This window comes from Arthrobacter sp. HMWF013, assembly GCF_003061105.1.
Classification (GTDB): Bacteria; Actinomycetota; Actinomycetes; order Actinomycetales; family Micrococcaceae; genus Arthrobacter.
Genome location: NZ_QAIQ01000342.1, coordinates 1 through 6,521 on the forward strand (window position 1 = coordinate 1; position 6,521 = coordinate 6,521).

Annotated in this window: 4 protein-coding genes and 3 pseudogenes; 5 read left to right on the forward strand and 2 right to left on the reverse strand. The window is 61.2% G+C overall.

The genetic code is table 11. The features are described 5' to 3' along the window. From DBR22_RS12935 to DBR22_RS12950, 4 genes and pseudogenes are all read left to right on the forward strand, one after another. Positions 1 to 1,067, forward strand: a pseudogene (locus DBR22_RS12935) (type IV secretory system conjugative DNA transfer family protein); the annotation flags it as partial. 185 nt (positions 1,068 to 1,252) lie between these two features. After that, positions 1,253 to 2,443: a hypothetical protein gene (locus DBR22_RS12940; protein WP_258229185.1), complete on the forward strand. Its 1,191-nt coding sequence runs from the start codon at positions 1,253 to 1,255 to the stop codon at positions 2,441 to 2,443. A gap of 20 nt (positions 2,444 to 2,463) precedes the next feature. Beyond that, positions 2,464 to 2,820, forward strand: coding sequence for a hypothetical protein (locus DBR22_RS12945; protein ID WP_108599360.1), 357 nt, complete (start codon positions 2,464 to 2,466; stop codon positions 2,818 to 2,820). A gap of 362 nt (positions 2,821 to 3,182) precedes the next feature. Beyond that, on the forward strand, positions 3,183 to 3,488 hold the full coding sequence (locus DBR22_RS12950) for a hypothetical protein (protein WP_108599361.1): 306 nt from the start codon (positions 3,183 to 3,185) through the stop codon (positions 3,486 to 3,488). Positions 3,489 to 3,620: 132 nt separating this feature from the next. Here the strand turns inward: DBR22_RS12950 and DBR22_RS25240 are convergent. Next, positions 3,621 to 3,779: pseudogene (locus DBR22_RS25240) on the reverse strand (helicase associated domain-containing protein); the annotation flags it as partial. A 268-nt stretch (positions 3,780 to 4,047) separates the two neighbouring features. Here DBR22_RS25240 and DBR22_RS12955 point away from each other — a divergent pair. Beyond that, positions 4,048 to 5,985: a hypothetical protein gene (locus tag DBR22_RS12955; protein WP_146187497.1), complete on the forward strand. Its 1,938-nt coding sequence runs from the start codon at positions 4,048 to 4,050 to the stop codon at positions 5,983 to 5,985. A 224-nt stretch (positions 5,986 to 6,209) separates the two neighbouring features. On the opposite strand, the pseudogene DBR22_RS12960 reads toward DBR22_RS12955, so the two are convergent. Continuing rightward, positions 6,210 to 6,521: pseudogene (locus DBR22_RS12960) on the reverse strand (NYN domain-containing protein); the annotation flags it as partial.

Consider the following 6,521-nt stretch of genomic DNA (forward strand, 5'->3'; position numbering starts at 1 on the left):
GCATCGACATGTTCGCCGTGCCCGGTGACAACGCCGCCCGCGCCGTCTTCTTCGTCAACGCCATGAAGTACACGTTCGGCCGCGAAGCTATCGGTGACCGCTCATTCGAAACCCTCACCGGCGTCTTCACCGCAGCCCTCGCCGTTGACCAGGCACTGCTGGATTCGATGGAGGACCGGGACGAGCGCGCCATCGAAGCCGGACGCTCCCCCATCTACTACGCCTACCTGCTGCTCGGCGGCCGCGGCGACGCGATCGGTGTCGAACTGGCCTCCGCCATCAAGTCCCTGGCCGTGAAGATGCGCGAACGCGAAACCCCGAACGCCGTCCTTGAGCAGGCGTACGGCGCGATCGCGTCCCTCTATGAAGGCCGTACCGAGTCGGCCCGCCGGCCGTTCCTGGAAGCACCGCGGAACAAGGTCAGTGCGATGCTCGACCTCGAGTCCTGGTGGTCACCGTCCCGCCGCAAGGTCAAATGGTCGGACGTCCTGGAAGGGCACCGCTCCGTCGTCATCAACACCGGCTCCTCACCCTCGGGCGCTGTCCTGGAGGAGAACCAGAACCAGATGATCTCCTCGATGCTGATGTTCTCGCTGAAGAACGCCATGGTCCGGCACTGCTCGGGCTGGCTGGAGCTGGGCCGCTCGGTCACCGTCTTCGCCGACGAGCTCTCCCTGCTGGCCGGCACCTCCCCGGAGATCATCAGCTGGATCCGTGACCAGGGCCGGTCCTACGGCATCCGGGCCATCCTCGCCACGCAGCGTCCGGAGCAGCTCGGCGCCGCACTGCGCAACAACTTCCTCACCTACACGACGCTGATCTCCTTCGCCCAGACCGACGTGACCACCGCCGGCGAGGTCGCCTCCAACGTCGGGACCGGTGACTGGTCCGTCGATGACATCCAGCACCTGGAGCCTTACCACGTGGTCGTCCGCACCTCGGTGGACCAGCGCCGCCAGTCCGCGTTCATCGTCAAGCTGCCCAACTTCGAAGCCAACATGTCCGCCTACCCCGCAGCCCAGGGCTACGCCCGGCCCACCACAGGAGCAGTACCATCGCCACGCTGACACCGGCCCGTACCGCCACCGACGCGGTCCACGCCTCGCTCGTCCCCTCCGCCTGCCCGGACGATGAACTCGCCACCCACTCACGCCGCGACCCGTACTGGGACCGGCTCTGGGCTCCCGGCTCCCAGGCGCTCTGGTCCTCACGTCCGCTGCTTGCCCAGCGCAAGGCGGAGAAGCCCGCCGCGGTGAACTCCCGCTACCTCATGGATGAAGCCGAAGCGATGCGGCTTCTCACCATCAACCAGGGCCGCCGTGAACGGCTGGCCGCGTGGGGCGCACTGGACTCCTGGCGGACCGTCTCGGCTGAACAGCTGGCGGCCATCACCGGCTCACGGCTGTTCCTGAACCCGGAGTCATCGAACATTGCCGCGTCCGTTTCACTGGAGCTGATGGATGTCGGGGCCTACTCCTCCCCGTTGGCCGTCGGCGGGACCCTGGACCGCAACTGCCTGTACCGCCCGTCCAACACCGACGCCTTCGATAAGCTCATCGCCCCCGAGCTGACCTGGCCGGAATGGATCTCCGTCACCGGCGGCTACCCCTGGTCAGGCGGCGGCCAGTACGACCGGCACAACCTGCTCTCCACCGAACTGGCTCTGCGCGCTGCCGAGTACCTGCCGATCGGCGCCGTCATGGGTGAGAAGTTCTCCACCGTTGACCTGCTCGCCGGCACCGGCCTGGGCAAGAAGGTGAAGAACCCGGACAACCGCCGGGCAGACGGGACCATCATCCGCACGGACGGACTGCGCATCGCCTACGAACTCACCGGGACCGCGTCCAAGTCCCTGGAGAACAAAGTCCGGCGCTGGGCTCAACTGATCAGCGAACGCCCACTGGAAACCTCCGGGCTCACCGTCCTCTTCATCACCGCACCCCACCCCGACCGGCCGCGCAACAGGTCCGGCGATCCGCGCGACGAAATCTACCGTCGGGTCTCCTCGGTGCTGAAGGAATTTCCCGGCACCCGGGCCGACTCCCCCGCTGCCCGCATCGGCATCGTCGCGTGGGACGAATGGTTCCCCGCCCGGCACGAACTCTCCGAAGCCTTCTTCAGCCTCTCCGCCGACTTCGCCCTGAACAACGTCCACGGCAACGGTAAATGGGTGAAGCGTGACCTGCTCGGCGACTACGCCTTCACGCCGTGGAACACCTTCGACGCGACCGCAGTCGTTGACCAGGCACCGCTGCTCTCGGCCACCCCGCACTGGATGCGGTCCGGGGACCGGACAGAACTGATCGGCTCGCCCATGGACCGCGCCGGGGAGACCGCGCCGGTCCCGGGCCCGGTGAAACCTGAGCTCTCCCGGGGCCGTGTGTTCGGTAAAGGAGTCGGCAAAGCAGGCGACGCGAAGCTCCCTCCCCGCCTGCGGCTCTGACCCGGGATAGGGTGAATGGCATGGGGGAACAAAAGGCGCGCGCAGAACAGTGGTGGGTGTCCAATTCAGGTAAGGGAGCCGCCATTTACCGCGGCACGTTATATGTGGCCTGGGCGCTTTTCGTCACAGTGTTTATGAGCGCGATGATGCTCAGCATCGCAGCACATGGATTCTCGTGGAACCCACTGACGACATGGGACAACATCACGCCCTACCTGGCCCCCGTTTCGCCTTGGGTTCTGACCGCGGGCGCCTTAGTTCAGGCTGCTCTTGCGTCACGCCGGCAGGCACAGGCCGAGGGCTCAGAAGAAGCACAATCGCACGTCTTCACGAACGATGCCTCGACACCGTTGATCTCGTGGGCGGGGCTCTCGTAGTCGTCGGCGCAGCAATGGCAGCCTTCGCAACTCTGTGGCCTGCGAGCAACTGACCGTCACCGTCCGCACATATCGGAGTCATCGAACCCCAATGTGAGGACCTACTGTGAGCACCAAAACGTACCGGCTTTCGCCTTGCCTATGGTACGGACCCGTTTCATTTCATCCGGAATGGTTCAAGGAGCCCAGGGCCCGCAAGTCTGCGGCCTGACTCCCGTCGTGCGCTGGGTCGACGCTAGGTAGACCCCTCCGAGCGGTGAGCCGCACCCATCGGCCAGGGAAGCGTAGAAAATTGGCCTTTCAATGGGGTGGGTGGTGGGACTAGAGTCCTGAGCATAATCCGACTAAGGAGATGGCTTGCGGTGCTGAAAACCAAACAGCTGCCTGGCGGCACGACCCAGACAGTTGAGACTTTCTGGAACACAACGAGCACCGCCTTCTTCCAAGGCCCTGCTGGCGCAATCATCAACGTCAAATATGGGAAGGGCCGGTTCAGTGTGAACCGCCAGAAGCAGACGCTCGATGGGAATTCGATAAAGAAGCTGATTGTGGGCAAAGGATCGCTGGTTTTTGCACGCATGCGTGTGAAATTGCCTGTCGCCACCGTAGTTACCTACGACGTTTACCCCGGCGAGGTTGCCCAACAGTCGCCGGAGTTTAAGTTTTAGCCGCCCGTCGGCAAGGGTTTCTGGCTCAGGATACGACGAATCTTCTTGGAGCACGTGGCTTGAATTTTTCGTAGTCCGGGCACCGGCGATCAACGTATGGCCCCAGTCCCGGGAGGGGAACGCTTCAAGCTGGCTGACCTGCTCTTGCGACAAAATGCCGTGGCGGTAGTTTCTACACTTGGAGTCAAGCCACGAACCCAACCCGACGCCATCATCAGGGTGATTCCTGGAGACAGAACAATGCCCTTCCCTGGTTGCGAACGTGTCAGTGCTGCGACTCCCGCGTCCCATATATCCAATGGCTCTAGCTGACCGCCGTAGCTAACCTCACCAATTCCCAGGACGGGATGGTTTCCAACCAGCTGGAAGAGGGTCATCAGCCACAAACTGCCGGAATTTGGGACATGATCCGGAGTGACGGGCCAACCCGATCGCAGTTGGCGAAATCCAAGGGGAACCCCCTACTTTCTAAATTCGGTTGACACACATGCGCGGCGAGAGGAACGTTTTTGGCAGGTCTCCAAGCAAAGTCACTTCAATGATGTAAGGGATGATTTAGATGGCTCGCTCAAGGCTTCCAGGGACGCCGCCAACGAGTGGAGGTAACGACGAAATAGCCCCCAGGGACAAATTCCGACTGGCGGCCTTTGGTGACTCCCTGATGTGGGGCCAGGGTGTTGCCCGTGATTCAACATTCAAAGAGCTGTTCCGTAAGTCGCTGATCCCAAAACACCCCAAAGCAGATGTCGTTATCGCTGCCGACTTTTCACGCTCCGGTGCTCAAATACGCCTTCGCAATGGGAATGAACGAGATGAGTTCATCGACAGGTACCCCGATTTCTTCCCCACTGAAGCCAGCCAGCGAGCATTTCTCGAAGGTGATGAGGCCCCAGCCCACGCGTTGTTCGGTGAGATTCCGTCGTCGCTTCCTACAGTGACGTGGCAGGTGGAGCGCATCGATCCCGAGTTCGGCAAAACGATCAAGGTGGCACTGGTTTGCGGCGGCGCAAATGACTTGGCCTTCGAAGACATAATCAACCCATCCTTCAAGCCTGGCAAGTTCATTGACACCTTCGAAGGCAAGATCCGAGAAGTGACATATCTGGACACGAAAGACCTATTGAAGGTCGTCCGTGACAAGTGTCCGAACGCGGTGATAGTGCTCTTCAGCTATCATCTGCCCATTTCTTATGAGTCTGATTATCACGACATGAAGAACTACTTCAGGTTTGAAAACGACAACGACGTCACCTGGTACCTGAACGAGTTCTTCCACTTCGAAAATATTGACGCCATGATCCACGAGGCGAGGGTACGGTCCGTGTGGGCGCACTCGTTGTCCAGTTATTGGCTCCGCAAAGCGGTGACGGACAGCAACCTTGATAACGATGTGCGCGGACCCGGAATTGTCTTTTCGCCCAGCGGCTACGGAATGGAAAACGCTGCCTTCGCTGGGCGCTCCTTTGTTCACTCGGACTACACTCACCCCACTACCGATGCCATGCAGTCCGAGCGAGTATTGAAGACACCACGCGGCAACGCATTGGACGACATGCTTCAGATGGCAGCTCACGTAATGCTCAACAATTTCGAAGGCGCCAAAGCCCTCCGCGCCAAGATCCACGGACCCACATCCTTGGAGGAGGCCCTCTTCAGCCGCAGCCCGGAACGAGGATTGAGCCCCTTGCAGCTCCTGGTTCAGGAAGCGCACCGGATCCAGCACTCGTTTATTGCTTCCTTCTTCCACCCGAATACTGCAGGCGCCAAGTCGTATGCCGGCATCGCAAAGGATCGCTACCTGAAGCATCTCGAACTTACTGATGCCATCGATAAAAAGCCGGCCGCAGGCGCTGCTCATGCCGCCCCTGCTGCAGGTGCCCCCGAAACATTCGAAGAGCGGCTGTCGAGGTTCAAGCTGAGGGGCCCGGGCCCGTTGCAGTCAGACGTGGGACACTATTTTGTCGATTCGCTTCGCGTGAGCACCAAAACGGCGTCCACTTCGGACAAGGGCCTAGCCTCCGATATTTACATCGTCCTCCACCTCCGGAATGGGACGACCGCACGGTGGATGCTCAATTTCCAGTACTACGAACAAGAGCTCGCTGGGACTAAGTTCCTGATCAAATTGCAGCCTCAGTTCGAACCGGGCGAAAAGGAGGCGTTCTACGTTGACACCGGAGGGCACATGGAACTGGACAAAATAGTCGGTGTCAGCATCGCCTTGAGCACGCAAAGGCCCGGTACATGGGACAAGCTGGGCGACAACTGGAGCCCCGAACGGATAACCCTTGAGATCAACGGCGTCGAGGTGGTGAACCGGCCATTCTCCGGTTTGGTGGTTCCCCCAGGCGGTTCCGTCGACCTTAAGTACCCTGACCCGTTCGTCCCAGCAGCGGGTCCGGCCATCGCTCCTGTCGCGATCAAGGTGCCTCGCATCAGCGCTGACGGATTCAGAGCGCAGGTGGTGAAAACAAGCCCGGGATCAGGCGGCCTTTGATGTGGATCGGCGGCCGCGCTCGTTCAGGATGTCCCGGACGATGGACTCGATGATGCTCATCAGCTCCACGACGAGCAGTTCGTCCCATTCCATCGCGCATCGGGGACAGCGAGCGGTTGATGGTCAGATCATACCGAAAGAGAGACACCATAATGGTGTTGCCCACTGTCAGAAGCCGGCAAAAAGCCCTGCGCGCTGGATCATTAGTGTCTTGCCCATGTTGTCTAGATGAGCTGGTCCAGTTTCGTCCAGAACGCTTCGCGCAGCGCACGGCGAACGCCCTGCAGGTCGGTCTTGTATTCACCGATCCGCTGGGCACAGTCCTTCAACAGCACACGGTCCACGTCGGCCGGCAGGATGGGCCGGTCGGCCAGCAGCTCGTTCAGTTCGCCCTGGGTGGTCGTCCCGTACCAGCTGGCGGCCACGCTCTCCCCGACGTCGTAGGCAACGTCCATAGGGCTGTCTTCATGCGGGAGGATGGCGGGTCCGGTGCCGCCGGAGCTGTAGACGAGGTGCGCTTCAGCCCGGTGCGGACG